Raw genomic sequence first — 26,883 nt, 5'->3', positions numbered from 1 at the left:
TTTTCAATCCGTTACCTCTTAATCAGGAGCCTGCGGTGGAGCATATTGATCACATCCTTGTCGTCGATGACGACAGGGATATTCGTGAACTGATTGTCGATTACCTCGTGAAATCCGGCTACCACGCCTCTGGCGCGGCGAACGGGAAAGAGATGCGCGTACTGCTCGACAAACAGCATATCGACCTGGTGGTGCTGGACGTGATGATGCCCGGCGATGATGGCCTGACGCTGTGTCGACAGCTGCGCAGCAGCAGGCATAAGGATCTACCGATCCTGATGCTCACCGCGCGCAACGAGGACACGGACCGGATCCTGGGACTGGAGATGGGCGCCGACGATTATGTGGTGAAACCGTTTGTGGCCCGCGAACTGCTGGCGCGTATCAAAGCTATCCTGCGTCGTTTTCGTACTATGCCGCCTAATCTTCAGGTGACCGAGGCAGGGCGCCTGGTGGTGTTCGGTGAATGGCAACTGGATACCGTGGCGCGTCATCTGATTGATAACGAGGGGATGGTTGTGGCGCTCAGCGGGGCGGAATATCGCCTTTTGCGCGTATTCCTCGATCATCCTCAACGGGTGCTGACCCGCGATCAGCTGCTGAACCTGACGCAGGGACGTGATGCCGAGCTGTTTGAGCGTTCGATTGATCTCCTGGTGAGCCGCGTGCGACAGCGCCTGAATGAAGATGCCCGCACGCCGGCCTACATTAAAACCGTTCGCAGCGAAGGCTACGTTTTTACCATGCCGGTGACCATCGTCGAGGCCAATGAATGACGCTGTGGCCCCGCACCTTACTGGCCCGGCTGCTGATCATTGTGCTGCTTGGACTCTTACTGGCTAACGCGCTCAGCCTGACGCTGGTCATGGTTGAGCGAATGCACAGCGCGCGCACGGTTATGCTGGGCAATCTTGAGAATGACGTGGCGACCAGCGTGGCCATTCTCGACCGGCTTCCGGCCAAAGAGAGGCCAGAGTGGCTGGAACGGCTCAGTCGCGGTAATTATCGTTATATCCTTGGCCCCGGCGAGGCAGGCGCCGCACCAACGGACAAGCGCTCGCGGGATGCAATTCGCACCCTGAAAGAGACGCTTTCAGCCCAATATCCGCTCCAGTTTACGGCGGTGCCAGGGCCAATCTCCCATATTCAGGCCCATCTGACGCTCCGCGACGGCGCACCGCTCACTATCGATCTGATCCCGCGCATGCCGCCTGTCGCCAGCTGGTTACCCGTGGTGCTAGTTCTTCAGCTGTTACTTGTCGCGCTCTGCTCCTGGATTGCCGTACGCCAGGTTGTCCGGCCTTTCCTGCAATTCACGCGTGCGGTTGATTCCCTCGATCCTGCGGCCCATTCACCGATGACTGAAAAAGGACCGGTTGAAGTGCGCCAGGCTGCACACGCTTTTAATGAGATGCAGTCGCGGATACAAACGTATCTGCGTGAACGCGCGCAGATTCTGGCGGCCATTTCTCACGATCTCCAGACGCCCATCACGCGTATGAAGCTGCGGATCGAAATGGCAGATCAGCCCGAACTCCGCGATAAGCTGCTGAGCGACCTGGATAATATGTCGCGCCTGGTACGGGAGGGGATTGCCTATGCCCGGTCATCAGAATCACTGGAAGAGACCACGCTGAAGCTGGAGCTGAACGCGTGGGTTAACAGCATCGCCAGTGATTATCAGGACATTGGTAAAAACGTGCAGTTTCATGCACGCAATGCGCGTCTGCCGATCGTTACTCGTCCACAGGCATTGCGCAGGGTAATGACCAATCTGCTGGATAATGCGCTCAAGTTTGGCGATAGCGCGGTTATAGAGATTGATGAAGATGAAAGGCAGGTAGCGATCCGTATTATGGATAACGGCCCCGGCATCCCGGAGGCAGAACTGGAGGCGGTGTTACAGCCGTTCTACCGGGTTGAAACGTCGCGCAACCGCGAAACGGGCGGCACCGGGTTAGGCCTCGCCATTGCCGCGCAGCTCACCGCCCAGCTTGACGGGAAATTGCATATTGCAAACCGGGCAGAGGGCGGGTTGGCCGTAAGCGTGACTCTTCCGCGCGGTTAATTGTACGCCTGTGTATCTGCACCCCGTGCCGATACGCAGGCAGACAAAATTCAGCTTTTCGCACACGGCCTGAACACATTCGTACGGTCAAATAACCTCACTGCACCTTCGCAGCAACCGTATCGTGAGGTCGTTATGTTTCTGATAATCGCTTTTTTGGGCGGCATGATTAGCCTGCTCAGTCCGTGCACGCTTCCCGTCATTCCTCTGCTGTTCGCTGGCTTTCAGGGGCAGCGCAAACACATTCTGGCGCTTCTGGCGGGAATGATTGTGATGTTCACGTTGGTGGCGATGGTAGTAACGGTTGCCAGCGAGTGGATCGCTGACGCCACCGTTATCGGTCGCTGGATTGCGCTGCTGATACTGAGCATTGCTGCCCTGGCTCTGATCTTCCCGCAGTTTGCTCAGCGCATTGCCCGTCCGGCGGTCAGTGCGGGAAACGTTCTCAACACCCACAGCGTTCAGCGACACGGCCTGGTTTCGGCTTTTCTGGCAGGGCTGGCCGTTGGACTTCTGTGGTCCCCCTGTGCCGGACCGATTCTCGGGGCGATCTTCAGCATTAATATTGCGGGCCACTCGGCCATCGCAACCGGAGCGCTGTTAGCCGCTTACGGCAGTGGGTGCGCGTTGATGCTGGGGCTGCTTGTCGCGGGGGGCCGTAAGCTGATAACCCCTCTGAGAGCCAAATCCGCATTGATGGCGCGTTTGCGTCAGGGAGCGGGAGTGATGATGTTAGCTGCCGTTGCGTTCAACGCCAGCGGGATGACCTCAGCCCTGAAAGGTGCCAACGGTATTGCCGACCAGCTGGAAAACGCTCTGTTGAGCCTTGCGCAACCATCCTCCACGCAGGTGAAACTGCAACCAGTCGCTGACGCAACGCCGAGCAGCCAGCTACCATCATTAAGCGGCGGTACGGGCTGGGTAAACGGTGACCCTGTCACGTCTGAGGCCTTGCGGGGGAAAGTTGTGCTTATCGATTTCTGGACCTGGGACTGTATCAACTGCCAGCATACCCTTCCGCATGTTCGAGACTGGGCGAAGAAATATGAGTCACAAGGTCTGGTGGTGATTGGCGTCCACACCCCGGAATACCCCTGGGAAAAGCCGTTATCATCGGTGAAAAACGCGGTCAATAAATGGCAGCTGCCGTACCGCGTAGTGACGGATAATAACTACAAAATCTGGAGCGTGTTCGGAAATCAGTACTGGCCAGCGCATTACTATTTCGATGCGAAAGGGCAACTGCGTTACACCGCGTTTGGCGAAGGTAACTACGACAAGCAGGAGGCCGTGATTCAGCAGTTGCTCAAGGAAGCGCGTTCCTGATCCGGCTTACGGAACCCGCTGAGCCACCATAAACAGGCGCGGAAAAGCCAGCAGTATCTGCCCGTTCTCCTGGAGCGGATACTGCTCTTCCAGCAGCTCAAGGTAGCGTTTCAGATAGTTTTTCTGCTCGCTTTCGTTGAGTTCCTGTAACCACGGCCGTAACCCCGTCGCGCTGACCCAGTCAATAATCGCCTGATGAGAGCTCATCTGATGGAAGTAGGTGGTGCGCCAGATATCCACGTCACATCCCGCTTCCGTCAGAATATCGTAGTAGGCATGGATACCCGGCAATGGCTCGCGGCCACGATCGGGGTAGCCCTGTTCCCAGGCAACTTCACGCATCAGGGCGTGCGTCGGCTCAAGCCAGTTGTCAGGCATTTGCACCGCCAGCACGCCGTTTAACTGGAGCAGTGAAACCAGGTGTGGCAGAAGGTGGTAATGGTCCGGGATCCATTGCAATGAGGCGTTGGCGTAGATCAGGCTGAGCGGCTGGTCAGGTTTGTAGTGCCGGATATCCGCCTCAACAAAGTGGCAGTCTGGCAGGGCCTGTCGGGCTTCCTCCAGCATGGCCGGGGAGTTATCCACGCCGGCGATCTGCGCAGAAGGCCAGCGCTGTTTCAGCAGCGCGGTGCTGTTGCCTGGCCCGCAGCCCAAATCCACGGCTGAGGTTATGTCAGCAAGCGGCACCCGGGCCAGTAACTCAGCGGCGGGACGTGTGCGTTCTGCGCTGTACTGTAGATAAAGAGAGGGATCCCAGTCGGCCATTTTCGCATCTCCATGTTGAGGTGTTCAGCAAGAATAGCACAGGCAAATACCTGCGCCGGGGCAGGTATCTGGCTAATGGTGAGATTATAAAATGCCTTTGAGGGCCAGGTGATAGAGCAGCATGATGGTTTTTCCGTCGACGATCTGCCCATTTTCAATGCCCTGAAGCGCGTCGTCCAGCGTCATTTCCAGCACGTCGATATCTTCCCCCTCAGCTTTAACGCCGCCGCCCGCGCTGGTCCGATCCTGCGGATGATATTCCGCCAGATAGAAGTAGAGTTTCTCGGTAACCGAGCCCGGGCTCATATAGGCCTCAAAAATTTTCTCTACGCGCGTCACCTTAAACCCGGTTTCTTCTTCCGCTTCGGCCTTAATCCGGCTTTCCGGGTCAAGGTTATCAAGCAACCCGGCGGCCGCCTCAATGAGATCCTCTTCGTGACCATTGATAAACACCGGGAAACGGAACTGACGCGTCAGAATGATGGTTTTGCTGTCGCGATTATAGAGCAGGATCGTCGCGCCATTCCCCCGGTCATACACTTCACGCTCTTGCCGCTGCCACTCGCCATCGCTACGCTGGAAGTCAAAAGTGTATTTTTTCAGGTTATACCAGTTGTCGGACAACGTTTCGCTGTTGATGATGCGTATATCTGCACGTTTTGATTGCACGTTTGGCTCTCCTCTCGTAGAGTAAGCATCATAAACAGCACTATCGTGCAAATACAAGACATATCGTGCAACAGCAGGAATAAATCATGCTTACAAGCCAGCGTAAACAGCTGATTCTGGAAAAACTGGAGGCGGAAGGCCAGGTCCAGTCAACTGCGCTCAGCCTCTTTTTCTCGGTGTCTGAGGACACTATCCGCCGGGATTTACGTGAACTGGCGGCAGAAGGGCGTTTGCAGCGTGTTCACGGCGGTGCACTGCCAGCATCTTCAGCGATTGCGCCTTTTGCCGAGCGTCAGTCCGTCAAAATGGATGCAAAAAAACGCGTGGCACGGCGAGGCGCGCAGCTCATTTCACCGGGGCAGGTGGTGATCATTGATGGCGGGACGACCACCTCCGAACTTATTACATTCTTGCCACCCGATTTACCGATAACCGTGGTGACGCACAGCCCGGGTATCGCATTGGGTCTGGTCGGCCATCCGAGCATAGAGGTGATCCTGATCGGTGGTCGTTTGTATAAACACTCCATCGTCACGGTCGGCGCGGCCGCAATTGAAGGCATCAATAATATTCATGCGGATCTGTTTTTCATGGGTGTCACCGGCGTGCATCCTGAGGCCGGGCTGACCACCGGAGATTATGAAGAAGCGTGCATCAAACGTGCATTTTCCGGCAGAGCGGCGGAAACGGTGGTACTGGCCTCGCCGGAAAAGATCAACACGGCCTCGGCGTTCGTGATTGGCGACCTGTCGCTGGTGAATACGCTGGTTGTTGAAAACACAACGGATGAACGCTGGGTGAGCGCCATGAAAGAAAAGGGCGTTACGGTGATCGCAAGCCAGTAAATATCCGCTTTTTTGCCAGCCTGACCGCCAGGCTGTCAAAAAGACAAAGGTTATCCTTCACGCGGATTTCTAGACTAAGGCTTTCATCTGTTTAAGGACAAGCCATGAAAGCGATCTCCATTCTGGCGTGCGGCGCGGACCCAACCGCGCAACGCCTGTCAACGTCTGCCATTCAGCAGGCCATAAACAGTGCTCAACAGAACGATGTCATTGTTATTCCTCAAGGCCGTTTTCTGACCGGCGCACTGTTTCTGAAAAGCGGTGTTTCGCTTCGCCTGGATGCTGGCGCACAGCTCGTTGGAAGCCAGGATCTGGCTGATTATCCCCTGATAAACACCCGGGTGGCCGGCATTGATATGCGCTGGCCGGCAGGGATTATTAATATCATCGATTGTGAAAACGTCAGCATTACCGGTACAGGTACGATAGACGGGCAGGGTGTCATCTGGTGGCAACGCTTCTGGGGCGATGACGAACGCAGCGGCATGGTTGGCGATTACAGCGCCAGAGGATTACGCTGGGTGATTGATTACGACTGTCAGCGCCCGCGCAATATCCTGGTCTTTGAAAGCCAGAACATTCTGCTGCGTGATTTTACCAGTCGGGAGTCCGGATTCTGGAACATACACCTCTGTTATTCGCGCCGTATCGCGGTTGAGGGTGTGCAAATCAGCAATTCTGCGGGGCCGAGCACCGACGGGATTGACGTCGACTCCTGCGAACAGGTGCGGATTGAACGCTGCATTGTATCCTGCAATGACGACAATATTTGCATCAAATCAGGACGAGGACGCGAAGCGGCGCAAAAAGCACGTACCGCGCGGGATATAGTGATTCGAGGATGTACGCTGAATAAGGGATCCGGGATCACGCTGGGGAGTGAAACTTCAGGTGGCATTGAACGCGTCCTGATAGAAGATAACGCGTTTAACGGAACGGGCGTCGGGTTTCGCATTAAGTCGGCCCGCAACCGTGGCGGGTTTATCCGTGATATCACCGTCCAAAATTTACGTCTTACGGACGTACGTTTTCCGGTGCTGATCCAGCTGAACTGGTTTCCGCAATACAGCTATGGCGACCAGAGCAATTTATCTGATAAACCAGAACACTGGCGCAAGCTGGCTGAAGGTGTTGAGGGCGAAGCCGGTCTTACTGAGGTCAGCGGACTGACGATTAAAAATATGACGGCGCGTCGCTCAGACAACAAATATTTCTCGCGGGCATTTTTCATTGAGGGGTATCCGGAGCGTCCTGTGGCCGGGTTAACGCTGGAGGGGATTTTTATTGACGCGACAGAGTTTGGGAAAATTTCCGGTGTGGATGGGTTGCGCTTTCAGGATGTGCAGGTGACTGCCGTAGAGAACACGCAAGACTGTAACGACAGTTATGAACGTTGATGGCATAGAATCTATGGGCATAATTCGCTGAATGAGCAGAACAAGGCTGGGCCCGAAACGGCTGGATTTGTTCTTAATTAATCTTAGTACGCATAATGTATATTATGTTAAATGAAATATTATGAATCCTATCACTCATCAGATAAGCCCATCGCATACCACCCTTTCCTTTGCCTCTACTGAGGAAGCCGGAGAAACAGTGTCCGTTCCTGAGTCTGCGAGGCTTTAAAACCATGGTGGATATAAAACGCTTTGGCTTCCTCAGTGAGTGCATGAACCATGATCGCCCGCACCCCGATATTCTCAGCTACCCGATAACAGCGTAAAACCGCATCGTGGAGTAAATCGGCTCCCAACCCGTTTCCGCGTAACGAGACATCAACAGCCAGACGGGCAAGTATAATCACGGGAATGGGATCCGGCATGTTACGCCGCAGATTACCTGTCGCTTGCGTATGGTTAACGCTGCCGGTAGCCAGAGAGTAAAATCCCGCGACCTGCTTCGTGCCCGTTTTACAAACGACAAATGTTCGGGCTGCGCCGAGCGCCTGGTTTTTCAGACCTCTTTGTTTTAGCCATTCGTCAAGCACGGCCTCTCCGCTGACGAACTCCGCCAGTTGATGGACGCTGGATAAGGGCTCTGGTGCTGTTACACGCCCCACTGCGGTTTCCTTGCCAGCAGTTTTTCTATGGCAGGATCGTCCGCGACCGGGGCATCGAGCATGTCAATGAACTCTGCGTACTGTTCATCGTTAAAATTGAATACACGTCGATCGAGGATCACATTCTCGGCTGCCTGACAGGCCATCTCCAGAATGAAGTCTGTACGTGATTTATGGAGGATCTCTGCGGCGGCATCGATAAGCGCCCGCTGGGATTCTTTGGCTCTGAGATTGAGTTGAACATCTGATTTCATGGGTATACCTCTTGTATAGCAATTGCTTTACAAGCATAACATAAGCGGCGTGTATAGCAATCGCTATACAGCGCTCTTTATCATGTCTGACCTCTCCACACCGCATATCGCAAGAATTTGCTCTCTCAGCCAGCGGTGACCAGGGTCGCGTTCCATTCTTGGGTGCCACATCTGTGAAACCGTAATACGACGGCTTTTGAACGGCAGCTCGAAAACGTGTAACTGCTCCGTTATCTGCTGATTGAGTAAATAGAGCGCGGGTATCATGGCAATAAGATCTGATGCCAGCGCCACGGACAGCGCCGTCGGAAATCCCGGTACGACGCTGGCGATTTTACGTTTTGTCCCCAGTTCGGCCAGCGCATCGTCAACGGAACCGTGCAACGCGCCCTCAGGTGACGCTACCACATGGCCCCAGGCGACATAATCCTTCACCCCTATTTCTGCCTGATTAGCCAGCGGATGCCCCTTACGCACGACGCCCACAAACCGATCCTCAAACAGTCGTTGCAGCCGTATTTCAGGCCCCATATTGCTCTGGACGCCAATCTCCAGATCAACCAGCCCTTCCCGAAGATAGCGCGACGTTTTTTCCGGCTTCGGCGCGAAGCGTATACAGACGTCCGGCGCGGCGTCGGCCACAGCCGCTATAAGCGCAGGCCCAAACGCCACCACAAAACCATCGTTTGCCCTGATGGTAAAAAGACGCGCCAGACTTCGCGCGCTGAACGTTTCAGTTGAGGGCTGCAATACCGCCCTGGTCTCGTGCACTGCACGCCTGGCGCGATCCCGGGTCGCTTCGGCCCACGGGGTTAGTACCATGTTACGCCCGGCGCGCACCAGGATCGGGTCGCCTGTAACGTCGCGTAACCTGCTTAATGTCCGGCTCATGGCCGAGGTGCTGAGGTTCAGACGGCGTGCCGCACCTGCGACACTCGCTTCGCTCAGCAATATGTCGAGTGCAATCAGTAAATTAAAATCTGGATTGGTCATAGCGCTCATTCCTGTACATTCAGATAAGGCGTTTCATGCAACGATAAAGTGCAAATGGTGCGCCTTCCGCCCTGTAAAAGCCATCTTTATAGTTTTGTCATCCATACACTCTTCTCAGAGGACAACCTGATGACGCTCTTTTCCAGTCAACCCGGCGACGAAGGACTGCCTGGCCCGGCGCGCGCACGGGTGATGGCCGCAATTATGACCACCACCTTAATGGGCGTGTTTGATGGCACCATGATCAACATTGCCCTGCCCTCCATGGCTCAGGAGATGCAGGTACCTGCCAGTATTGCCGTCTGGTTCGCCAACGGGTATCTGCTGGCGGCCGCGATGTCGCTGGCGATATTCGCGGCGCTTGCGGCCCGCCTGGGTTATCGCCCCGTTTTTCTGGCAGGTCTGACAACCTTTACCCTGACATCGCTGGGTTGCGCGCTGGCGAAGACGCCCGAAGTGCTCATCGGTATGCGCGTGCTTCAGGGGATCGGCGGCGCGGCGACGCTGAGTATTGCCCCCGCAATCCTGCGATCCGTATTTCCCGGGCGATTACTTGGCCGCATTCTGGGGTTACACGCTCTGCTCATCGCCTCCAGCTCCGCTATCGGGCCGGTATTGGGTGGGACGATCCTTCACACCCTGAGCTGGCAATGGCTGTTTGCGATAAACGTGGTTCCCGGCACCCTCGCCTTACTGCTGGCGGTCAAAGCGCTGCCGCGGGATGCGGTTCGAAAGCAAGCGCCCTTCGACACCCCGGGCGCCATATTGTCGGCGCTGCTGCTGGGGTCGACGATCATGGCGGCGAACAGCCTCCAGGAGGCTACTTATCACCCCGGCAGTCTTTGCTGGACGGTGCTCGCTGCGCTGAGCGGCATGGCGTTTATCTGGCAGATCCGCCGCACGGATAACCCCTTGCTGCCGCCGACGATGTTTAAAAATGAACGTTTTACCCTCGCGGCCTTCACGTCAATGATTGCTTTTGTCAGCCAGGGGATCACTTTTATTGCACTGCCTTTCCTGTTTCAGAGCGAATACGGCTACAGTCCGGTGTTGTCTGCCCTGCTGTTTACGCCGTGGCCGCTAGGGATCGTACTGATTGCGCCGCATGCAGGCCGGTGGGCGGACACGATTTCAGCCCCGGCGATATCCACCCTGGGGCTGGTGATTTTTGTCGTGGGTTTGATCCTTCTTGCGACATTACCCGACCGCCCTACAATGTGGGATATCTGCCTGCGGAGTCTGGTATGCGGCATGGGGTTTGGCTGCTTTCAGAGTCCCAATAACCGGGAAATGCTCTCCAACGTTATTCGTGAGCATGCGAGCTATGCATCCGGTGTTTTATCCATTATGCGCACGTTCGGGCAGTGTCTGGGCGCCGCCGCCGTGGCCGTTCTGCTGGCCGCAGATGAAAGGTCAATTCATGTTGCACTGTGGGTCGCCGCCGCGGCTTCTGCGGTAGCGGTCGTCGTCAGCGCGAGTCGGTTGCGTAAAATCACTCATCCTGCGGAAACAGGATGAGCACGAAAATATAACTAAGCGCTACTCCAGCGCCAGCAGCGCAAAACTCGCCAGCCAGTGCCCGCCGCTGTAGTGGCTGCCGACAACATGTTCCACGCTTGCCGAGAGATGGCGCGCAACGGCATCGTGTAATGGCTTCCGGGCGTGATGATTTTCCGGCAGAGCACGGGCAATGTGCTTCATACACCAGGCGCGGCTGAGGTTGAGACCGTCCAGATGCGCGATTTTCGGGTCGGTGCGGTCGCTCACCTCGGCCGGGTTCATGAGCGCAGAAACGGCGCCCACTTCAGGCAGAAACGCATCGAACCAGGCCGGGAAATCCTCCACCACCTTACTCATCAGCAGGGCCTCGGTCAGCGCTCCGGAGATATACTCGTCGCCACCCGGCTCATAATGCGCAGGATATTGCGTGTCCGCGAGGTAAAACCGCGTTGCCGCGTCCAGGATGGCGCGCTCAAGCGTGTCATCGTTCACCGCCCGGGCATAATCCAGCCCCAGCGCGAGCGCAAACGCCGTGTTGTAGTGCGTCCCGACGCGGATCGGATAGGTAAGCTTGCTGAGGTAATCCACCAGCCGCTGGCGAATATCCAGCGTTAACGGTTGCAGCGTCTGGTACCAGCGCTCCGCCTGCGGCAGTGACGATTGCTTCAGCTCCTGCGCCAGCGCCAGCAGCCAGCCGTAGCCATAAGGCCGCTCAAACGACGCGCGGAACGGCGCGGTAAAATAGGCCAACTCCTTCGCCACCTTCTCGTCGGTCAGGTGTTCTTCGAACAGAGTGATGATCTCTTCCCGGCACGGCAGTTCGGGCCAGAGACGCAGGCAGCGCAGCAGCAGCCAGTAGCCATGCACCGCAGAGTGCCAGTCAAAACAGCCGTAAAAGATCGGGTGCAGCTCGCGAGGCGGCAGAACGTCGCCGTCATCGTTGAGCAGATGCATAATGTGGTTCGGGTATTCCTGACGTAAATAGGTCAACGGCATTCTGGCGAAGGCGTCAGCCTGATGTTGCGTTAATTCCATTGCAGCTCCTTAGCGAAACACGAGGAAATACATTAAGAACACGTTCACCACCAGCAGGGTTAACGCGGTCGGGATCTGGATCTTGATAACCTGATATTTGTCTTTTAGCTCCAGTAGCGCGGCGGGCACAATGTTGAAGTTGGCGGCCATCGGCGTCATCAGCGTGCCGCAATAGCCAGCGTACATACCGATAGCCAGCAGCGGCGCCGGGTTACCGTGATGGACGTTAATCAGGAATGGCAGAGCGATACCGGCGCTTAACACCGGGAAGGCTGCGAAGGCGTTACCCATGATCATGGTAAACAGCGCCATCCCCACGCAATAAATGACCACCAGCATGAAGCGGCTGTCCGGGTTCACAAACAGGCTGACCACCTTTTGTACCGATTCGCCGGTATTCGCCACCACAAACACCCCGCCGAGCATGGCGAGCATCTGCGGCAGGATCACCGCCCAGCCAATGGTATCGACCAGCCGACGCGACTGACGAACCGCATGCAGCGGCGTACCTTTTGTCAGCCACCAGCCGGTGAGGATAGCTGCCACACAGGCCACGCACAGCGCCGCCAGCGTAAGCTGTTTCTGGTCGAGCAGATAGACACCGCCAATCGACACGCCTTTCAGAAATAGCGTCCCGATGACCGTTACCACGGGGATCATCAGTGCCGGTAAAAACAGCGAGTTTTTCAGCCGGTTCGACGAGGCAACACGCTCCTCCTCGGTGGACATTTTATAATGCCCCTTCCCGACCAGCCCGAAACCGGCCAGCAGCGCAATCACGATAACGGCGCCGCCAATAATGCGATACGCCAGGGGCTTACCCAGCTCCTGCACCATCAGATCGCCAAACAGGAAGATCCCGCCAAACAGAAACCAGAACAGCGCCGTGGTATAGCGTTTCGGGTTAGCGCGATCGCGAAGGGTCATCACAACCAGCAGCATCACGACGAAGCCGATCAGGTAGTACACGCGGTTAATGGTGATGAGGGTCATCATGGTGCGATCTCCTGCGTACCCTGCTCTGCTTTCCAGGCCATCACGTCGCGACGAATGCTGGCATCGAGGCGTAGCAGACGCGTCATATGGATGATCAGTGCCGCAATGGCGGTCGGAATGGCCCACAGGCCGATATGCAGCGGTTCGATCCCCTCGATCCCGTTCTCTTTCAGGAACGCATCAATCAGCAGTACCGCGCCAAAGGCGATAAAAATATCTTCCCCAAAGAAAACCGCGATATTGTCACACGCGGCGGCATGGGCTTTGATTTTGTCGCGGATAGTCTGCGGCAGTTCCCCGTATTCATTCAGAGCTGCCCCTTCCGCCATCGGCGCCAGCAGCGGACGCACCGTTTGCGCGTGGCCGCCAAGCGACATCAGGCCCAGCGCAGCCGTTCCTTCGCGGGCAACAAAGTAGAGCATCAGGATACGCGCCGAGGTGGCGCTGGCGATCTTCGCGACCCAGGCCTGGGCGCGTTCTTTCAGCCCGTAATACTCTAATAGGCCAATCACCGGCAGGATCAGAATGAAGGTGGCAAGCGATCGGCTATTCACGAACTTTTCGCCAAAGGTTTCCAGCAGCATACCGAAATCCATGCCAACCAGCAGGCCCGTCGCCAGGCCCGCCACCACGACAACCAGCAGCGGGTTGAAACGCAGTGCAAAACCAATAACCACCACCGGAATCCCGATAAGTGGCAACAGTGTAGAACTGTCCATAAACGTTACCCTATCCAAAGTGAGCGTTGCGCGCCGACGGCTATTTTTTATACTTCGCAGCAGAGCGAAGCCGGTGCATTACGGCGCGCGATGTTGTGTTTTGCGTGAGGCTCCACAGAACCTGCACTAAAAAGCTATATCTGAACGTCAAAAACATGTAAACAATTTATCAATAAAATGTTCTTATTTTATCGACGGGTTTACATTTCGGGGGAAGGATCGTTATGACAGTAAAGAAAAAGACGACAGCGTTAAACCACGACGATATTGCGGACGGGCGAATCGTCTCCTCCCGTCATCTCGTCTCAGAGCGGTGTGCTGAATTATCAGAGCTGGAATATGCGCTGATCATGACCAGCAATGCGTTTAACAAATGGATGGTGCGCTGCATGACCGCAGCGGGTGAACCGGATATGGGGGCCTTTGATGTTTCGCTTCTGCACCACGTGAATCACCGCAACCGTAAGAAAAAGCTGGCTGACATCTGCTTTGTGCTGAACGTGGAAGATACCCACGTGGTGACGTATGCGCTGAAAAAGCTGGTCAAGGCGGGCTACGTCACCAGCGAGAAAGCGGGAAAAGAGCTTTTTTTCTCCACTACGGAGGAGGGAAAAGCGCTGTGCATGAAGTACCGGGAGGTGCGGGAGGCCTGCCTGATCAACATTCATGCGGAAAGCGGTATTCCGGGCGCGTCGATTGGCGAGACCGCGCAGTTACTCCGCGCGATCTCCTCCCTGTATGATACCGCCGCACGCGCGGCGGCCTCGCTTTAAGGACGGCGGAACAGGGTGATACTCCGCCCGGCCAGCTCGTAATCGACAGATTCAGTGATGATTTCCCCCGTGGTGGCATCCTCCGACGTCGAGAGTTCGAGCACCCAACCCCCTTCGCCAAACTGCGGGATCTGGAATGGCACCGTACCTTCAAACGGGTTAAACAGCATCAGCACGTCTTGCCAGACGCCCTCTTCCTGCTCAAGATCAGGACGGCTGATGGCAAGACCAAGGGTGGAACCCTCGTCCCACTGTTCCGACTGCTGCGGTCCGCCACCGGCGTTAAACCAGCGGATCTCCAGCCCGTCGCGCCAGTTCTCACGTCGCAGCAGCGGCTGCGTCGCGCGCAGGGCAATCAACCGACGGGTAAAGTCGCGCAGCTTCTCGTCGTTTTCAGTGAGTCCTTCCCAGTTTACCCAGGAGATCTCGCTGTCCTGACAATAGCCGTTATTATTGCCCTTTTGCGTCCGGCCAAACTCATCGCCTGCCAGCAGCATCGGCGTGCCGTGCGAGAAGAAGAGCGTGGTGAGGAAGTTGCGCTTTTGCCGCTCGCGGGTGGCAATGATATCCGGGTTTTCCGTCGGCCCTTCCTCGCCGTAGTTATACGAACGGTTATCGTTATGTCCGTCGTTATTATCTTCCCCGTTATCGGCGTTATGTTTCTCGTTGTACGATACCAGGTCGTTCAGCGTGAAGCCGTCATGCGCGGTGATAAAATTGACGCTGGCCCACGGACGACGCCCGCGCAGATCGTACAAATCACCGGACCCTAACAGACGGGCGGCAAAATCGTTAGAAACGTTATCCCCCTTCCAGTATTCACGTACCGTATCGCGGTATTTGTCGTTCCACTCACCCCAGCCAGGTGGGAAGCCCCCCACCTGATACCCGCCGGGGCCGATATCCCACGGCTCACCGATGAGCTTCAGCTTCGACAGCACCGGATCCTGGGTCACGGCATCAAAGAAGCCGCCGCGCGGATCGAACCCCTCCGGCTCACGTCCGAGAATGGTCCCGAGGTCAAAGCGGAAACCGTCAATCTGCATCGACTCCGCCCAGTAGCGCAGGGAGTCCATGACCATCTGTAACACGCGCGGGTGCGATGTATTAACGGTGTTCCCGGTGCCGGTGTCGTTGATGTAATACCGGTGCTGATCCGGCATGGTGCGGTAATAACAGAAGTTATCAATCCCCTTAAACGACAGGGTTGGTCCCAGCTCGTTGCCCTCCGCCGTGTGGTTATAGACCACGTCGAGGATCACCTCGATGCCCGCGTCATGATAGGCACGCACCATGTCGCGGAAACCCTGGATGCCCGCCGGGCCGTAATAGCGGGACGCTGGCGCAAAGAAACCGAGCGAGTTATAGCCCCAGAAGTTTTTCAGGCCGCGATCGAGCAGGTGCTGATCGTCAGGGAACCAGTGAACCGGTAGCAGCTCGACCGAGGTAATGTCGAGGCTTTTGATGTATTCCACCGAGGCTTTATGCCCCATCCCCTCAAACGTACCGCGCAGTTCAGGCGGAATAGCCGGGTTAAGCTGGGTAAAGCCTTTTACGTGGCTTTCATAGACCACGGTATGCGGCCACGGGATATCGGGCCGGCGTGAGTCCTGCCAGTCAACGGCATTGGGGTCGATGACCTTACATTTGGGCGTAAATGGCGCGCTGTCTCGCGTATCAAAACTGAGATCCAGCTCATCGTGTCCCAGCTCATAGCCGAAGTGGGCATCGTTCCACTCAATGTCACCCACCAGTTCACGGGCATAGGGGTCAATAAGCAGCTTATTGGGGTTAAAACGGTGACCGTTCTCCGGATCGTAGGGGCCATACACACGGTAGCCATACAGCGCCCCCGGTTTCAGATCCGGCACATAGCCGTGCCAGACCTCATGGGTATATTCCGGCAGTTCCAGGCGGGCGATTTCTGTTTTTCCCGAAGGATCAAACAGACACAGCTCCACCCGCTCCGCGTGGGCGGAAAACAGGGCGAAGTTTACCCCTTTCCCGTCATAATTTGCGCCCAACTGCTGGCCATGACCGGCCCGAATTTCAAACGTTGTATCCTTTGGCATTTTTGTTCTCCTCGATTAGTCGCAGGTAAGCAGAACCAACAAACATCCCTTTTCAGACGTTAAATCCAGCGTCTCTGGCAGAAGGCGACGCTCACCGGTAAACAGATCCCGGTAGTGCTTCCCGGCCAACTCCTGGGGTATGGCCACGATAGTGTTGGCCCACAGCAACGCATTGTCGGTGACGTCAAACACCAGACGCGGCACGGCGACGATCAGCGCCTCGTCATCTTTTATGCGGGCATAAACGATCAGATTCTCCTCCCGCTCACCGGTTACCTTCAGCGGCAGCCAGTCGCCGTAGCGGAAAAGTGCGGGGTAATGTGGCCGAAGCCGTAACAGCGTGGCGGTAACGTACTGCTTCACGCTGCCGTCTCGCCAGCGTTGCGCATCGTTAAAAACGGTGCCATCCGCTACGCTGAGGTTTTCCGCCAGTGCGGCGAAATCCGGTTCGCGGCGGTTATCCGGGTCGACGAGGCTGAAGTTAAGCCCCTCGCTGCCCTGGTAGATGTCCGGTACGCCAGGCGCAGTCAGCTTGATCACCGTCTGGCTCAGGCTGTTCATTAACCCAGCCCGAATAAACGGCTGGAGTGCGGCACTGAAATCACGCAGGAACAGGGTGTTATCCGGGGAAAGCAGATGGCGCACGTAGTCCAGGACCACGCTCTCGTAACCTTCGTTGCTGTCGATCCAGTCGGTACGCTGCTTGGCCTCGCGCAGGGCTTTCTCGATAAAGCCGAGGAAACGCTCTTCCAGTGACTTAAGGCCATCACGATCCTCAGGCGACAGGGTTGCTGGCCAGACGCCCGCCAGCGCCTGGAAGATCATCCAGGTGTCGGCGGCGTTCGGCGCGGTGCCATCGTTGAGGAATCGGACCTGCGTCTGGTTCATCTGCCGCCAGCGCGCCAGATTTTCTCCCCACAGATCTGGCGCTTCCGTCAGCGTATACAGACGAGCTCGTGCATCCTCGCCGCGTTTGGTGTCGTGGGTGGAGGTTCCCAGCAGCGCATCGGGCTGGCGGGCAAGTCGAATGCGCATCTCCTGATGAAAACGGGAAAGTGAAAACGCGCGCGGCGTCGGGTCGGCGCCGACTTCGTTCAGGGCCAGCTCCAGGTTATGGCGGAAGAACAGCGTATCCTCTACCGATTTCGCCATCAGCGGCCCGGTCAGTTGCTGAAAACGGGTGCGGAAAAGCGAGGCCAGCGCGTGGTCATGCTCCGGCAGATCGCCAGTAAGAATACGCACGATCAGGCTCAGAGCGGGTTCAGAGGCGTTGACGCTGGCGACCACACGGCTGAGCAGCGCCACATCCGGTGGCGTCAGTCCCTCAGCGGTGCCGTAGGTGCGATACACCGGAAACGCGATAAGCAGCTCACGCAGGGCATGGCGGATATCCTCATGCTCCACTTCTGCACCGTTATGCCCGGCCAGCTCGCTGGCTATTTTGAGCAACGTGGTAAATTCACCCTCAAAATTACGATCGGTCATCAGCCCTTTGGCGTTGCGAAGTTCCGCCTGCCTGTCCACGGTCGTACCCAGCGTCTCGTCGTAGAGCATCTCCAGCCGCGAGAGGTTGGTATCATCCACCAGCACTTCCGCCAGGGAGGCGATAAACTCATAACCCGTAGTACCTGAGATGGGCCACTCCGGAGGAAGCTGTTCCCCTTTGGCGAGGATTTTTTCCACCGTGATGTAGCAATCCGGTCCGGTAGCCGCACGCAGTCGCTGCAAATAGCCCAGCGGATCGGCAAGCCCGTCCACATGGTCAATGCGCAGGCCGTCGACAACCCCGGCGTGGACAAGCTCAAGGATCAGGTGGTGCGTATCTGCGAATACCGCCTCATCCTCTACCCGCACGCCGACCAGCCCGGTGATTTCAAAAAAGCGACGCCATGAAAGCTGTTTCGGCGCTTCACGCCAGGACATCAGCCGCCAGCTTTGCGCCTCGTGGATCTCAGCGATGCTCTTGCCTTCGGCATACGTGCCGGGATTAAGCGGATAGGCGGTATCATAGTAAACCAGCGCTGCGCTGTTTGTGACACTGTCACGTTTTAAGGTGATAGTCCCCCGCTCCAGCTCGGCTTCAAAGGTGTCGCCAAGAAACGGCAACGTCAGCGGTCGGGACCAGTCGATATCAAAATACGCCGCATAGCGGCTCTGCCTGCCATGTTCGATAACATCGCGCCACCAGCGGTTTTCCAGCGAGGTCGACATATGGTTAGGAACGATATCCAGAATCAGCCCCATCCCCGCCTGTTTCAGCGCCGCCGCCATGCGGTCAAACCCTTCCCGCCCGCCAATCGCCGGGTCAATTTCGTTGGGGTCGGTCACGTCATAGCCGTGGGTGGAATTCGTGGTTGCGGTGAAAACAGGCGACGCGTAAAGATGGCTGATACCGAGGTCTTTCATATACGGAATCAGGTCTGCCACGCGGTCAAAGGTCATGCCGTTGCGAAACTGAATTCGGTAAGTAGAGGAAGGGATCATAGCGCTGCTTCTCCATCAGCAAAGCGAACAACAATGCTGTTCGACGGCAGGTTTTCGACTGCCTCCGGCCAGCTAAAGATCGTTTTTCCGGGCAGGTCCGGTAAGGCGAGCGGCTTTTTGCCGATATTCAGCGCCAGCGACAACGTGCCGGACGGAAAACGCCAGCTCACGGCAACCATGCCGAGCGCCGTTTGCAGGACGTTACCCTCCACGGTGCCCCGCTGTTTCAGTAACGGGACGATAAAGCGCTGACGCAGCACAATCAGCTCGCGCGTGACGTGCAGCCACGCCCTGCCTTCCTCCGTGTCTGCCTTGTTCCAGTCAAGCTTCGACCGCATAAAGGTATTTACGTCATTGGGGTCCGGTACGGTTTCATCGTGCCCGGCATGGCCGGTAAACTCTTTCGCGCGCCCTTCCCGCACCGCTTTCGCCAGGTCGCCGTGGAAGTCGGTGAAAAAGAGGAACGGATGCGTTTCGCCATACTCCTCGCCCATAAACAGCAGCGGAATATGGGGCGACAGGAGCAGCGCCGCGAACAGCACGCGCGTTTTATCCGCCCCAGCCAGAGAGATAAGCCTCTCCCCCTGGGCACGGTTGCCGACCTGGTCGTGATTTTGAATAAAATCGACAAAAAACTGTGGGGGTTGCTCGCGACACTCTACCCCGCGCGATTTTCCGGTCTGAAGCGAGATTTCCCCCTGGTAGACAAAGCCTTCTACCAGCGCCCGCGCCAGTTTTTTCTCGGGCTCAAAGGCAAAATCCTGATAGTAGGCGTGTGATTCTCCCGTCGCGAAGACATGCGCGGCGTTGTGAAAATCATCATTCCATTCGGCGGTGAAAAGCGGCGTCTGACCATGCTCATCACGCGGATGCAGGAAAATCACGTTGCGACTGTCTTCGGTGGTCAGATGGATATGCCGATCCGGAAAGGCGTCGCGGATCCGTTGCGCTATCTCGGGAAGAATATGGGTCTCAGCGTCGTCATGGATCTGGTCGATGGCGTCGAAGCGCAGACCGTCAAGATGATACTCCGAGAGCCAGAATAACGGCGCCTCAGCGATGTATTGCCGGACAGCTTCAACCTCATAGGCAATACCGTTGCCCCACGGGGTCATACGATCCTGATGGAAAAACGCCGGCGAGAGCAACGGCAGGTAGTTCCCTTCCGGGCCAAAGTGGTTGAGTACGATATCCAGCACCACGGAAAGCCCGAGCGCGTGGGCGGCATCAATGAAGGCATGAAAATCATCCGGTGTACCATAAGCCGAGTGCGGGGCATACAGCAGTACACCGTCATACCCCCATCCGCGCGCGCCCCCGAACTGGGACACGGGCATCACTTCCAGTTGCGTAATACCCAGTTCGGCCAGATAAGGCAGTTTGTCGATGGCCGCCCTGAAGGTTCCTTCCCCGGTGAAGGTGCCGATATGCAGCTCGTAGATCACCGTCTCTTCCCACGGTCGTCCTTGCCATTCGCGCTGAGCGGGCAGGCTGCGACGCGGGTCGATCACCACCGACGGGCCATTGACATCAGCCTGCTGCGCGCGCGAGGCCGGGTCCGGCACCGCCATTCCATCCTGTAAAACAAACTGATACGTCGTACCGTGCCTGATGCCGGGCACGTCAATCTGAAACCAGCCGTCGCCCACCGCCGCCATGTGAATGTCGGTATCGGTTAAACGCAACGTGAGATCTTTTTGCCCTTCTGCCCAGACGCGAAAACGTACAACGTCATCGGAAATAAACTCAGCACCCCAGTGCCTGCGACATGTTCTGAATTCCATTCATTGTCCTCGAATGACCACATTTTACGCGGAACGAAATACAAGCTTAGACCAGGATCTACAGAGTGTTATGCCAGCAGAGTATGCCGCTTCGTCTATTATCTATTTATAACTCCCACTTAAGGAATACTATGCATATTCGAAAAGGATTAAGCACCGACCTTGCCCGTCTTGAATGCTGTGATTTTTCTTTTACGGTCGATGAGATTGCCAGAGAGCCTTTTCTCAATGGTGATTTGCATATCGAGGCGCTGACCGAACCTTATCTTAAAACCTATGAACTGGATCTCCAGACGCTGGAAAATCATTGTGTTAATCCGGATTCAATATTTCTTATCGCCGAAACGGATGACGGTGAAATCGCCGGTTTTATTACCGCGTCCTGCAACTGGAATAAATTTATATCGGTGGATTACATTGCCGTGGAGCGTTCAAAGCGTCGTACGGGCGCGGCGCACAAGCTGATGTCCGCCACCCACGTCTGGGCGCGAAGCCTCAATGCGCCCGGGTTACGGCTGGAGACGCAGAACGTTAATGTTTCTGCCTGTCTTTTTTATCGTCACTATGGGTTTATTCTCGGCGGTTACGATCGCTACCTTTACAACGCCCTGCCGGAAAAAGATGAGGTCGCCCTTTTCTGGTATTACATGCTGGCTTGAGAAAATATTTTATATCCGCTACCGGAAGATAGATTTGTCTGAATTTGTCAATTTTGCCCGCTTACGTTTAATTAACGACTAATCTTGGAATTCACTATTAAGGAGGCCGGTATGTCTACAGGAAATAATCACACGCTGCATTACCCTCGTCCACCGTTTGCTGAACAACCGCAAAGGGCCCCCGGGCTGGCATCGGAAATGAAGCCAATACCGGATCATGGTGAAACAAGTTATATCGGGTCAGGAAAACTGGCAGGAAAAAAAGCGCTGATTACCGGCGGTGATTCCGGAATTGGTCGCGCGGTAGCGATCGCCTATGCCCGTGAAGGCGCAGATGTCGCTATTGGCTATCTGCCGGAAGAGGAGTCCGATGCGGCATCGGTCATTGCGCTGATTCAGGCTGAAGGCCGTAAAGCGGTCGCCATTCCGGGCGACATTCGCGTGGAGTCGTTCTGCGACACGCTGGTGGAAAAATCCGTTGCCGAACTGGGCGGCCTGGATATTCTGGTGAATAACGCCGGACGCCAGCAGTACTGTGAATCTATCGACGATCTCACCACGGCAGATTTTGACGCGACGTTTAAGACCAACGTCTATGCCCCCTTCTGGATCACCAAAGCTGCGCTACGCCATTTGCAGGAAGGCGCCGTGATCATTAACACCACTTCCGTTCAGGCGTTTAAACCGAGCGCGATCCTGGTGGACTATGCGCAGACCAAAGCCTGTAACGTAGCCTTTACCAAGTCTCTGGCCCAGCAGCTGGGACCGCGTGGAATTCGGGTGAATGCCGTCGCGCCAGGTCCATACTGGACGCCTCTTCAGTCCAGCGGCGGCCAGCCGCAGTCCAAAGTTCAGAAGTTCGGGGAAGATACGCCCCTGGGCAGACCGGGCCAGCCGGTTGAAATCGCACCGCTGTATGTATTGTTTGCCTCCGATACCTGCTCATACGCCTCCGGGCAAGTGTGGTGCTCTGACGGCGGTACCGGCGTGCTGTAAAGCATCCTCTCAGACCTATCCATTCCATGGATAGGTCACATTCACTTCCCGGCGGTTCTCAAAAATCGCAGTTGAACTATGATGAACTTACTATTGAGGAGCCCATCATGTTTACTGTGAAAAAACTTGCGATATCAACCCTGTTGACCGGTTCGGTTTTATTCTTTCCCGCTATCCACGCGGTGGCCAGCGTTCCGCAGCATGTGGTGAAACAGCAGGCTGGCGGCTACAGCGTTCAGGTTGGCGATACGATTGTCACCGCCTTTACGGACGGCAGCGTGCCGCAGGATCTGCACGCCTTACTGCGCCGGACGACGGCGGAAAATACCGATGCGTTACTGGCTAAAAACTTCCAGGCCAATCCGGTGGAAGCGTCGATTAACGCGTTCTATATCGCCATCCCCGGCCACAAAATTCTGGTGGATACCGGTTCTGGTCAGCTGTTTGGCCCCGGCAAAGGCGGGCGGCTGATTGAGAGCCTGGCGACCCAGGGCATCAAACCCGAAGATATTACCGATATTCTGATCACCCATGCGCACTCCGATCACGCTGGCGGCCTGGTTAAAGACGATCAGCGCGTGTTTACCCGCGCGCAGGTGTATGTCGGCAAACCGGATATCGATTTCTTCTTTAACGACGAGAACCAGAAAAAGTCTGGCTATGACCAGAACTACTTCGACGTCGCGCACAAGACCTTAAAGCCCTATCTGGATGCCGGAAAAGTGACGACCTTCTCCGGCACGGAACAGCTTCTGCCGGGCATCAGCGGTACGGTTCACCCGGGTCACACTCCAGGCTCCGCGTTCTACACGCTGGAGAGCAAAGGTGAAAAAATGACTTTTGTCGGCGACATCATTCACGTTGCCGCGGTTCAGTTCCCACAGCCCAACGTGACGATTGCTTACGATGAGGATCAGGACGGCGCCGCCCGGGTGCGCAACGCTGCTTTCGCTGAGTTTGTGAAAAATAAAGCGCTGATTGCGGCGCCACATCTGCCTTTCCCCGGGATCGGCTATGTGACGAAAGGTGAGCGGGACGGCTACGCGTGGGTTCCGGTGACCTATACCAACCGTGACGCAAAATAAGATGTCCCCCTCCGATATAGATATGGACCTGATCCTGACGCTGGATGCGTTACTCAGGGACCAGAATATCACCCATGCCGCCGCGCGGCTGGGCATCAGCCAGCCGGCGATGTCTGCCCGCCTTGCGCGCCTGCGCGTGTTGTTTGGTGAGCCGCTGTTTGTCCCTTCCCCACACGGACGTGGGGTGTTACCGACGCCGCGCGCCGAGGCGTTAAGGCCGCAGGTCGCGACGGTTTTGCAGGGTATATCGGCGATGCTTGAACCCACCACGTTTAACGCGCAGAACAGCAACCGCACCTTCGTGATTGCCCTGCACGAGAACCCGGCGCTGATGCTGGGGGCAGAGTTGCAGAATCAGATTAGCAGTGCGGCGCCAGGTATCCGCCTGCGTTTTGCGCTCCCGGAAACCCAACTGCTGCCAGCGCAGATGGAAAATGGCGATGTGGATATTTATGTCGGCGTTAACGCGGTGGCGCACGATGCATGGGTCAGACGCAAGCTGTTTGACGATGAATATGCCACAGCCCAGCGAAAAGGCCATCCGCGCGGTACGGGTCCGATGGATCTGGATAGCTATTGTAGCCTTTCCCACCTGGTGGTTTCATCCGAGGGCGACCCGTTCGCGGGCTTTGTCGATCAGCACCTGGCGGGGCTTGGCCACCAGCGTAACGTAGTGATGTCGACGCAAAGCTATGCGATGGCGCCTGCGATTGTTGCCGGTACCGATTTGCTCTGCACCTTACCCAGACGCATGTTGCTACGGTTTACGCAAACGCTTGATATTTTTCCGCCGCCGCTGGATCTCCCGCCGATCGTCATTGGTATGTACTGGCACCCGAAAAACAGCCAGGATCCGGCTAACCGCTGGCTGCGAGAACAGCTTCTTCAGGCCGCCGGACGTCAGGTATGATCGAGGATACTCATCAATTTTTTCAGCACCTCAGAGCGAATAATCCGGTGGCAAACCAGCGTCAGCTCGCTCTCCCGGAGTCGGTCAAGAATATCCACAAAGACGACGTTTTGTACGCATATCGCCTTCGCTGAAGCCGGCAGCATGGCGATGCCAAACCCTGCCGAGACGAGGCTTATCACCGTGGGGACATCGGTGGCATTTTGCACAACGTCAGGCTGTATGCCCGCGCTGTGGCAGGCATCATAGAAATATTGCTCCAGCCCCATCCCCTCCGGGTCGCGCAGGGCGATCCACTTCTCCTCTTTCACCGACGCAAGCGTCAGCGCGGCGGAGCCCGCCAGGCTGTGTTGACGAGGTAAGGCCAGCACGGCTTTTTCCGTTGTGAAAGGACGGCTTTGCAGATCGTCAGGCAGCAGCGGTAACGGGGCACGAATAATGGCCACATCCAGCTGGTTGCTTTGCACGCCGGTATAAAGGGTTTGCACGTTTCCCGTCATCATTGAAAGGCTGATGGCGGGCCATTTCTCATGTAAAAGCCGCAGCGCGGCGGGCAGCTTACTGTCGAATATCGCACTTGAAACACATCCGAGATTCAGCACGCCCTGTTCTCCTCTGGCCGTCTGTCTGGCATCCAGAATCGCCTGATCGGTCATTAAAATCGCGACTCTGGCTTTACTGAGAAACGCCTCACCGGCTGGCGTCAGCGTCAGGCGACGATTCGCCCGGCTAAAGAGCATTACCCCCAGACGATCTTCAAGCGTTTTTATCTGCTGACTCAGCGCGGGCTGCGCCATGTTAAGGCGCTCCGCCGCTCGATGCATGTGAAGCTCTTCCGCCACCACGATAAAATTGCGCATCAGTCGAAACTGCATACCATGCCTTTATTATTGATAATAAAATTCATATTAAAATAGCATAAATGATGCAATTGATAGCCCTCTTCGTCCGGTTAAGAATGGATACATTCATCCGAGGGGGGAAAAATATGGAAAACCACATCAACGATCTCAGAAGTGCTATCGAACTGCTCAAACGCCATGAAGGTCAATACCTTGAAACCAGCCATCCGGTCGATCCTGACGCGGAGCTGGCGGGTGTGTACCGGCATATTGGTGCTGGCGGCACGGTAAAACGTCCGACGCGCATTGGCCCGGCGATGATGTTTAACGCTATTAAGGGATACCCCGACTCCCGTATTCTGGTCGGAATGCACGCCAGCCGCGAGCGGGCAGCGCTCCTGTTGGGCTGCGAACCCTCTGAACTGGCAAAACATGTCGGCCAGGCCGTGAAAAACCCGATTGCTCCCGTTGTGGTTCCGGCGGCACAGGCGCCGTGTCAGGAACAGGTGTTTTATGCCGACAATCCGGACTTCGATCTGCGTAAATTGCTTCCGGCACCGACCAACACGCCGATAGATGCCGGTCCGTTCTTCTGTCTGGGGCTGGTGCTGGCAAGCGATCCGGAAGATGCCTCACTGACCGATGTCACTATTCACCGTCTCTGCGTGCAGGAGCGCGATGAGCTCTCCATGTTTCTTGCCGCGGGCCGCCATATTGAAGTGTTCCGTAAGAAAGCCGAGGAGGCGGGTAAACCGTTGCCGGTCACGATCAATATGGGTCTCGATCCCGCTATCTATATTGGCGCCTGTTTCGAAGCCCCTACCACGCCCTTCGGCTACAACGAATTGGGTGTCGCCGGTGCGTTACGTCAGACCCCCGTCGAGCTGGTGCAGGGTGTGGCCGTAAATGAAAAAGCGATTGCGCGTGCGGAAATTATCATCGAAGGCGAACTGCTGCCGGGCGTGCGCGTAGTAGAAGATCAGCATACCCACACCGGGCACGCGATGCCGGAATTTCCCGGCTACTGCGGGGAGGCTAACCCCTCCTTACCGGTAATAAAAGTGAAGGCCGTCACGATGCGTCATCAGGCGATCCTGCAAACCCTGGTAGGACCGGGCGAAGAGCACACCACGCTGGCCGGTTTGCCAACGGAGGCCAGCATCCGTAATGCGGTGGAAGAAGCCATTCCCGGTTTTCTGCAAAACGTCTATGCGCATACCGCTGGCGGCGGCAAGTTCCTTGGCGTATTGCAGGTGAAAAAACGCCAGCCCTCTGACGAAGGGCGTCAGGGTCAGGCGGCTCTCATTGCGTTAGCCACCTATTCCGAGCTTAAAAACATTATTCTCGTCGACGAAGATGTGGATATTTTCGACAGCGACGACATCTTGTGGGCGATGACGACCCGTATGCAGGGCGATGTCAGCATCACCCATCTGCCGGGGATCCGCGGACACCAGCTCGATCCGTCTCAGGCGCCGGACTACAGCCCCTCCATTCGTGGCAACGGGATCACCTGCAAAACGATTTTCGACTGTACGGTGCCCTGGGCGCTGAAGTCCCGCTTTGAGCGTGCGCCCTTTATGGAGGTAGACCCAACGCCGTGGGCACCTGAACTGTTTAAAAAATAGCGTTAACCGGAAAATCTTCTTCACCCTTCACGGGTGAAGAACCTCACGCTGAAATTGCCGCGTCCCCTGCTTTCTTGTAACCTTTGAGCGTTTATCACATCCCCATAAAAAATGAGACTACCGGACGCCTATGACAGCACATGTTTCCAACGATCCTTTGCATGGCGTAACCCTCGAAATGCAGGTTAACGCGCTGGTTGCGCGATATGGCTGGAATGAACTGGGCAACCGAATCAAAATCAACTGTTTTCGCAAGGACCCGAGTGTTAAATCGAGTCTGAAGTTCCTGCGCCGCACCCCATGGGCGCGGGCGGAAGTTGAAGCCCTCTACCTCGACTCCCTTCACGATGACGGTAACGGGGAACAGGACGAACCGGCGTTTAATCCCTGGACGGATAGCCGGACACCCAGGAGCTAACAC

The 26,883-nt window shown here is 56.3% G+C and carries 25 protein-coding genes; 13 read left to right on the top strand and 12 right to left on the bottom strand.

Going from position 1 to position 26,883, the window contains the following annotated elements:
- Positions 1 to 35: 35 nt before the first annotated feature.
- From ACOTX4_RS17290 to ACOTX4_RS17280, 3 genes are all read left to right on the top strand, one after another.
- On the top strand, positions 36 to 776 hold the full coding sequence (locus ACOTX4_RS17290) for a response regulator (RefSeq protein WP_045342947.1): 741 nt from the start codon (positions 36 to 38) through the stop codon (positions 774 to 776).
- A complete protein-coding gene (locus ACOTX4_RS17285; RefSeq protein WP_050870614.1) occupies positions 773 to 2,068 on the top strand; it encodes an ATP-binding protein in 1,296 nt (431 codons plus the stop codon). Before ACOTX4_RS17290 ends, ACOTX4_RS17285 begins: the two co-directional genes overlap by 4 nt.
- 135 nt (positions 2,069 to 2,203) lie before the next feature.
- A complete protein-coding gene (locus tag ACOTX4_RS17280; RefSeq protein WP_050870613.1) occupies positions 2,204 to 3,394 on the top strand; it encodes a cytochrome c biogenesis protein/redoxin in 1,191 nt (396 codons plus the stop codon).
- 6 nt (positions 3,395 to 3,400) lie between these two features.
- Here the strand turns inward: ACOTX4_RS17280 and tam are convergent, their stop codons facing one another.
- Positions 3,401 to 4,159: a trans-aconitate 2-methyltransferase gene (gene tam, locus ACOTX4_RS17275; RefSeq protein ID WP_023314159.1), complete on the bottom strand. Its 759-nt coding sequence runs from the start codon at positions 4,157 to 4,159 to the stop codon at positions 3,401 to 3,403.
- Between the two features lie 84 nt (positions 4,160 to 4,243).
- Positions 4,244 to 4,828, bottom strand: coding sequence for a GDP-mannose pyrophosphatase (locus ACOTX4_RS17270; protein WP_063937591.1), 585 nt, complete (start codon positions 4,826 to 4,828; stop codon positions 4,244 to 4,246).
- A gap of 86 nt (positions 4,829 to 4,914) precedes the next feature.
- Between ACOTX4_RS17270 and ACOTX4_RS17265 the strand changes: the two genes are divergently transcribed.
- Together ACOTX4_RS17265 and ACOTX4_RS17260 are read left to right on the top strand one after the other, a co-directional pair.
- Complete coding sequence (locus ACOTX4_RS17265; protein WP_003857136.1) at positions 4,915 to 5,673, top strand: DeoR/GlpR family DNA-binding transcription regulator; 759 nt, start codon at positions 4,915 to 4,917, stop codon at positions 5,671 to 5,673.
- Positions 5,674 to 5,777: 104 nt separating this feature from the next.
- Positions 5,778 to 7,070 (top strand): glycoside hydrolase family 28 protein, encoded by a 1,293-nt coding sequence (locus ACOTX4_RS17260; protein ID WP_045333044.1) that lies wholly within the window; start codon positions 5,778 to 5,780, stop codon positions 7,068 to 7,070.
- Positions 7,071 to 7,246: 176 nt separating this feature from the next.
- On the opposite strand, the gene ACOTX4_RS17255 is transcribed toward ACOTX4_RS17260, so the two are convergent.
- The 3 genes from ACOTX4_RS17255 to ACOTX4_RS17245 form a co-directional block, all read right to left on the bottom strand.
- Positions 7,247 to 7,732, bottom strand: coding sequence for a GNAT family N-acetyltransferase (locus ACOTX4_RS17255; RefSeq protein WP_003857133.1), 486 nt, complete (start codon positions 7,730 to 7,732; stop codon positions 7,247 to 7,249).
- Positions 7,720 to 7,986 carry a DUF1778 domain-containing protein gene (locus ACOTX4_RS17250; RefSeq protein WP_045336276.1) on the bottom strand — a complete coding sequence of 89 codons (267 nt, stop codon included), beginning with the start codon at positions 7,984 to 7,986 and terminating at the stop codon, positions 7,720 to 7,722. Before ACOTX4_RS17250 ends, ACOTX4_RS17255 begins: the two co-directional genes overlap by 13 nt.
- A gap of 63 nt (positions 7,987 to 8,049) precedes the next feature.
- A complete protein-coding gene (locus ACOTX4_RS17245; RefSeq protein ID WP_045333045.1) occupies positions 8,050 to 8,979 on the bottom strand; it encodes a LysR family transcriptional regulator in 930 nt (309 codons plus the stop codon).
- A gap of 129 nt (positions 8,980 to 9,108) precedes the next feature.
- On the opposite strand from ACOTX4_RS17245, the gene ACOTX4_RS17240 reads away from it, so the two are divergent.
- The gene (locus ACOTX4_RS17240) at positions 9,109 to 10,497 is read left to right on the top strand and encodes an MFS transporter (RefSeq protein WP_023314162.1); all 1,389 of its coding nucleotides are present in this window, start codon (positions 9,109 to 9,111) and stop codon (positions 10,495 to 10,497) included.
- Between the two features lie 21 nt (positions 10,498 to 10,518).
- On the opposite strand, the gene ACOTX4_RS17235 is transcribed toward ACOTX4_RS17240, so the two are convergent.
- The 3 genes from ACOTX4_RS17235 to ACOTX4_RS17225 are packed head-to-tail and all read right to left on the bottom strand — an operon-like array spanning position 10,519 to position 13,229.
- A complete protein-coding gene (locus ACOTX4_RS17235) occupies positions 10,519 to 11,514 on the bottom strand; it encodes a DUF2891 domain-containing protein (protein ID WP_003857125.1) in 996 nt (331 codons plus the stop codon).
- A 9-nt stretch (positions 11,515 to 11,523) separates the two neighbouring features.
- Positions 11,524 to 12,510, bottom strand: coding sequence for a DUF979 domain-containing protein (locus ACOTX4_RS17230; RefSeq protein ID WP_063159052.1), 987 nt, complete (start codon positions 12,508 to 12,510; stop codon positions 11,524 to 11,526).
- Positions 12,507 to 13,229 (bottom strand): DUF969 domain-containing protein, encoded by a 723-nt coding sequence (locus tag ACOTX4_RS17225; protein ID WP_003857121.1) that lies wholly within the window; start codon positions 13,227 to 13,229, stop codon positions 12,507 to 12,509. Before ACOTX4_RS17225 ends, ACOTX4_RS17230 begins: the two co-directional genes overlap by 4 nt.
- A 224-nt stretch (positions 13,230 to 13,453) precedes the next feature.
- Here ACOTX4_RS17225 and ACOTX4_RS17220 point away from each other — a divergent pair, with 224 nt between their 5' ends.
- Entirely contained in the window at positions 13,454 to 14,002 is a 549-nt protein-coding gene (locus ACOTX4_RS17220; RefSeq protein WP_003857118.1) for a winged helix DNA-binding protein, read from the top strand.
- Here the strand turns inward: ACOTX4_RS17220 and glgX are convergent.
- The 3 genes from glgX to treZ are packed head-to-tail and all read right to left on the bottom strand — an operon-like array spanning position 13,999 to position 20,342.
- Positions 13,999 to 16,074, bottom strand: coding sequence for a glycogen debranching protein GlgX (gene glgX / locus ACOTX4_RS17215; RefSeq protein WP_063937595.1), 2,076 nt, complete (start codon positions 16,072 to 16,074; stop codon positions 13,999 to 14,001). The genes ACOTX4_RS17220 and glgX overlap by 4 nt on opposite strands.
- Positions 16,075 to 16,089: 15 nt before the next feature.
- On the bottom strand, positions 16,090 to 18,558 hold the full coding sequence (treY, locus tag ACOTX4_RS17210; RefSeq protein ID WP_061856105.1) for a malto-oligosyltrehalose synthase: 2,469 nt from the start codon (positions 18,556 to 18,558) through the stop codon (positions 16,090 to 16,092).
- Positions 18,555 to 20,342: a malto-oligosyltrehalose trehalohydrolase gene (treZ, locus tag ACOTX4_RS17205; protein WP_045333048.1), complete on the bottom strand. Its 1,788-nt coding sequence runs from the start codon at positions 20,340 to 20,342 to the stop codon at positions 18,555 to 18,557. The genes treY and treZ overlap by 4 nt, the downstream gene beginning before the upstream one ends.
- A gap of 131 nt (positions 20,343 to 20,473) precedes the next feature.
- On the opposite strand from treZ, the gene ACOTX4_RS17200 reads away from it, so the two are divergent.
- The 4 genes from ACOTX4_RS17200 to ACOTX4_RS17185 all read left to right on the top strand — a co-directional run bounded on the left by ACOTX4_RS17200 (position 20,474) and on the right by ACOTX4_RS17185 (position 23,992).
- Positions 20,474 to 21,001 carry a GNAT family N-acetyltransferase gene (locus ACOTX4_RS17200; protein ID WP_003857109.1) on the top strand — a complete coding sequence of 176 codons (528 nt, stop codon included), beginning with the start codon at positions 20,474 to 20,476 and terminating at the stop codon, positions 20,999 to 21,001.
- Positions 21,002 to 21,112: 111 nt separating this feature from the next.
- The gene (locus tag ACOTX4_RS17195; protein ID WP_045333049.1) at positions 21,113 to 21,997 is read left to right on the top strand and encodes an SDR family oxidoreductase; all 885 of its coding nucleotides are present in this window, start codon (positions 21,113 to 21,115) and stop codon (positions 21,995 to 21,997) included.
- Between the two features lie 107 nt (positions 21,998 to 22,104).
- Positions 22,105 to 23,082: an MBL fold metallo-hydrolase gene (locus ACOTX4_RS17190; RefSeq protein WP_045333050.1), complete on the top strand. Its 978-nt coding sequence runs from the start codon at positions 22,105 to 22,107 to the stop codon at positions 23,080 to 23,082.
- 1 nt (position 23,083) lies between these two features.
- Complete coding sequence (locus tag ACOTX4_RS17185; RefSeq protein WP_045333051.1) at positions 23,084 to 23,992, top strand: LysR family transcriptional regulator; 909 nt, start codon at positions 23,084 to 23,086, stop codon at positions 23,990 to 23,992.
- Here the strand turns inward: ACOTX4_RS17185 and ACOTX4_RS17180 are convergent.
- On the bottom strand, positions 23,983 to 24,867 hold the full coding sequence (locus ACOTX4_RS17180; RefSeq protein ID WP_003857101.1) for a LysR substrate-binding domain-containing protein: 885 nt from the start codon (positions 24,865 to 24,867) through the stop codon (positions 23,983 to 23,985). The two genes, ACOTX4_RS17185 and ACOTX4_RS17180, sit on opposite strands and share 10 nt — an antisense overlap.
- Before the next feature lie 113 nt (positions 24,868 to 24,980).
- On the opposite strand from ACOTX4_RS17180, the gene ACOTX4_RS17175 reads away from it, so the two are divergent.
- Both ACOTX4_RS17175 and ACOTX4_RS17170 read left to right on the top strand, forming a co-directional pair.
- The gene (locus tag ACOTX4_RS17175) at positions 24,981 to 26,462 is read left to right on the top strand and encodes a UbiD family decarboxylase (protein ID WP_045333052.1); all 1,482 of its coding nucleotides are present in this window, start codon (positions 24,981 to 24,983) and stop codon (positions 26,460 to 26,462) included.
- Positions 26,463 to 26,592: 130 nt separating this feature from the next.
- A complete protein-coding gene (locus tag ACOTX4_RS17170) occupies positions 26,593 to 26,880 on the top strand; it encodes a VF530 family DNA-binding protein (protein ID WP_003857097.1) in 288 nt (95 codons plus the stop codon).
- The last annotated feature ends 3 nt before the right edge of the window (positions 26,881 to 26,883 follow it).

It is taken from the genome of Enterobacter cloacae complex sp. IR5459 (genome assembly GCF_049238005.1).
In the GTDB taxonomy this organism is placed as follows: domain Bacteria; phylum Pseudomonadota; class Gammaproteobacteria; order Enterobacterales; family Enterobacteriaceae; genus Enterobacter; species Enterobacter hormaechei_C.
The sequence above is the reverse complement of the archived record's forward strand: the minus strand, read 5'-3'. Positions and strand labels throughout refer to the sequence as shown.

Bases quoted from the DNA above. Each gene is read 5' to 3' on its own strand.
- ACOTX4_RS17220 (WP_003857118.1), top strand. From the start codon at position 13,454: ATGACAGTAAAGAAAAAGACGACAGCGTTAAACCACGACGATATTGCG.
- ACOTX4_RS17195 (WP_045333049.1), top strand. From the start codon at position 21,113: ATGTCTACAGGAAATAATCACACGCTGCATTACCCTCGTCCACCGTTT.
- ACOTX4_RS17175 (WP_045333052.1), top strand. From the start codon at position 24,981: ATGGAAAACCACATCAACGATCTCAGAAGTGCTATCGAACTGCTCAAA.
- tam (WP_023314159.1), bottom strand. From the start codon at position 4,159: ATGGCCGACTGGGATCCCTCTCTTTATCTACAGTACAGCGCAGAACGC.
- ACOTX4_RS17225 (WP_003857121.1), bottom strand. From the start codon at position 13,229: ATGGACAGTTCTACACTGTTGCCACTTATCGGGATTCCGGTGGTGGTT.
- treZ (WP_045333048.1), bottom strand. From the start codon at position 20,342: ATGGAATTCAGAACATGTCGCAGGCACTGGGGTGCTGAGTTTATTTCC.
- ACOTX4_RS17235 (WP_003857125.1), bottom strand. From the start codon at position 11,514: ATGGAATTAACGCAACATCAGGCTGACGCCTTCGCCAGAATGCCGTTG.
- ACOTX4_RS17200 (WP_003857109.1), top strand. From the start codon at position 20,474: ATGCATATTCGAAAAGGATTAAGCACCGACCTTGCCCGTCTTGAATGC.
- ACOTX4_RS17185 (WP_045333051.1), top strand. From the start codon at position 23,084: ATGTCCCCCTCCGATATAGATATGGACCTGATCCTGACGCTGGATGCG.
- ACOTX4_RS17230 (WP_063159052.1), bottom strand. From the start codon at position 12,510: ATGATGACCCTCATCACCATTAACCGCGTGTACTACCTGATCGGCTTC.
- ACOTX4_RS17265 (WP_003857136.1), top strand. From the start codon at position 4,915: ATGCTTACAAGCCAGCGTAAACAGCTGATTCTGGAAAAACTGGAGGCG.
- ACOTX4_RS17285 (WP_050870614.1), top strand. From the start codon at position 773: ATGACGCTGTGGCCCCGCACCTTACTGGCCCGGCTGCTGATCATTGTG.
- ACOTX4_RS17180 (WP_003857101.1), bottom strand. From the start codon at position 24,867: ATGCAGTTTCGACTGATGCGCAATTTTATCGTGGTGGCGGAAGAGCTT.
- glgX (WP_063937595.1), bottom strand. From the start codon at position 16,074: ATGCCAAAGGATACAACGTTTGAAATTCGGGCCGGTCATGGCCAGCAG.
- treY (WP_061856105.1), bottom strand. From the start codon at position 18,558: ATGATCCCTTCCTCTACTTACCGAATTCAGTTTCGCAACGGCATGACC.
- ACOTX4_RS17170 (WP_003857097.1), top strand. From the start codon at position 26,593: ATGACAGCACATGTTTCCAACGATCCTTTGCATGGCGTAACCCTCGAA.
- ACOTX4_RS17260 (WP_045333044.1), top strand. From the start codon at position 5,778: ATGAAAGCGATCTCCATTCTGGCGTGCGGCGCGGACCCAACCGCGCAA.
- ACOTX4_RS17240 (WP_023314162.1), top strand. From the start codon at position 9,109: ATGACGCTCTTTTCCAGTCAACCCGGCGACGAAGGACTGCCTGGCCCG.
- ACOTX4_RS17250 (WP_045336276.1), bottom strand. From the start codon at position 7,986: ATGAAATCAGATGTTCAACTCAATCTCAGAGCCAAAGAATCCCAGCGG.
- ACOTX4_RS17280 (WP_050870613.1), top strand. From the start codon at position 2,204: ATGTTTCTGATAATCGCTTTTTTGGGCGGCATGATTAGCCTGCTCAGT.
- ACOTX4_RS17190 (WP_045333050.1), top strand. From the start codon at position 22,105: ATGTTTACTGTGAAAAAACTTGCGATATCAACCCTGTTGACCGGTTCG.
- ACOTX4_RS17245 (WP_045333045.1), bottom strand. From the start codon at position 8,979: ATGACCAATCCAGATTTTAATTTACTGATTGCACTCGACATATTGCTG.